At 32.4% G+C, this 2,060-nt stretch carries 2 protein-coding genes; both read right to left on the bottom strand.

Going from position 1 to position 2,060, the window contains the following annotated elements:
• Positions 1-284: 284 nt before the first annotated feature.
• Entirely contained in the window at positions 285-788 is a 504-nt protein-coding gene (locus tag AC27VX_RS23645) for a hypothetical protein (protein WP_236855429.1), read from the bottom strand.
• 20 nt (positions 789-808) lie between these two features.
• Positions 809-2,060 (bottom strand): RHS repeat-associated core domain-containing protein (locus AC27VX_RS23650; RefSeq protein WP_488698423.1); only part of this gene is annotated, 1,252 nt, incomplete at its 5' end.

The raw sequence follows: 2,060 nt of genomic DNA on the forward strand, positions 1-2,060 counted from the left end.
TCACTATATACTACCATTGTAATTATCCTTTTGTGGATACTAAAGTTTAATGGATCTGAAACAGGATTCTATATCTCTATAGCAGCAATGATTCCTTCTAATACATTTGCTCTGTACTTTTATCGATCCAACTACGAAAATGTACCACCTAAAAATATCGCAACGCTATAATACACAAAACCCACCGCTTTTGCGGTGGGTTATTTTTATCTACTCAAAGTCATAGAATGCGTAGCGGCTTACCAACACATTTGATACATTACCATCTTATTCTTACAAATTATCTAATCATAAATTTCTTTATACCATCCGTTTTTTAGAGAAATACTTTTTACAAATATCTTTTTTCTATATTCTTCTGAAATAAACTTCCCTATGACTGGAGAGTGTTCATCAGCAGATGGTTTAACATATACATTGCCTAAACTATCTACTTTTAAATAATAAATATTCATATCAACAAAGTCTGCTGTGAGTTTTTTCAGTTGATCATTAGCATTAATTTTTAAATTCTCTTTTAAAGAATCTTTAGGATAACTCTCTTCTATATCAATAATACTCTTAGACTGTTTATTATAATTTATCGTAAGTCGTACAAAATTATTATTCTTGATACTTTCTAAAAATATTATTGGGGAGTTTCTAGAAGAAAACCCTCTTACGTAAATCTCACTCCCTTGATAATTTGAAAAATCATAATTCGAATATCTGTTAATAAATTCTTTTTCATAATTACTTTTACAAGATATTATAAACAATAGACATAAATAATAAATAAATTTTTTCATTTTTTAATTTGATTTAAGTTTTATGGTATATTAGCTGGTGTAGGAGTTCCCACAGTTACTTGAATTTGCATATCTCCATAATTGTACTTATCTGAAAAAAGCACTCCACTAGATATAGAAAGTTGATCATCAGAAGAATCTAGCTGACTACTATAACCATTTGTGCTAGAATTAACTACACTATTATAATGTGCTCCTAACGATAATTCAGCTCCTGTGAATTGCATAGCACGACCTGATGCACCAAATAAAAAATTCCCAAAATTGTTCTGATTATGAGCCAAACCTTCAACTAAAAATATTGTATTTGAAGTATTGGTCGTAGGGTTACTTGGTTTTGCATTTGGAAACATTTTAGGTACTTGTGTATAAGCAAAATCCATTTTTCCTCCGCCTATTCCTTCTTTTTTTATATAATCATATCTTTCAGAAAGACTCCTATTACTCGCTTTATTTTTAGGATCAAATGCTCCTGACCATCTAACTAATGTACGGACTTGTTTTTCTGTAACAAATTCAAGTTTATTTATTTTACCTGATTGTATATCAGCAACATCATTTTTAGGATCAGCAAATCTAAATTTCTGCTGTGTACTTCCATCACTTTTTACAACTCTTCCCTTACTTCCATTCCATAAGTTATGCCACCAATTATCTTTTGTAGTACCAGTATAGTTTCCATTTTCGTCAAAATTAATAAATTTTCTTCCATCTGGGTCTATATACCTTATAGGGTTATCGCCTACATAAGTGTAAGGGCTATATCTTCTCATTTTCTCCGCCAGTGGATCCATAACTCCCCATCTACCCAAATCCGGCATATACATTCTTGCCCCATAATCATACATTCCTGTCTCTTGCAGCTCCTTGCTGTTATACTTATAATTCATATAACCTCCTAACAAGCCTTTCACTCCTCCAATATGATTCATTCCAAATGCATAATAATTATTCGTATCCGTTATTTCAGGGTTGCCTGTGCTGTCTTTGGCAAAACTTACCCTGGCATTTCCGAGGTGGTCTTTATACTGATAAATATAGCGGTTTTCTATGAAACTGTAAAATCCTTCTGCAGTGGGGACAAAATCAAGCAGCCATATAGGGGATATGATTCCGGGATCAAAAATATTCTTATCTCTGTAAGCTTCTGCTTCAAAGGCAACACTGGTTTTGCACCATAAACAAGGACCTGAGGTTTCGATATAATTATATTGAAATCCATCCAGATAGTCTGTCATCTTTGTCGTTTTGTTTTGTCCTTTCCCGCCTCCA

The sequence above is a fragment of the Chryseobacterium sp. 14P4.3.2 genome (assembly GCF_057799275.1).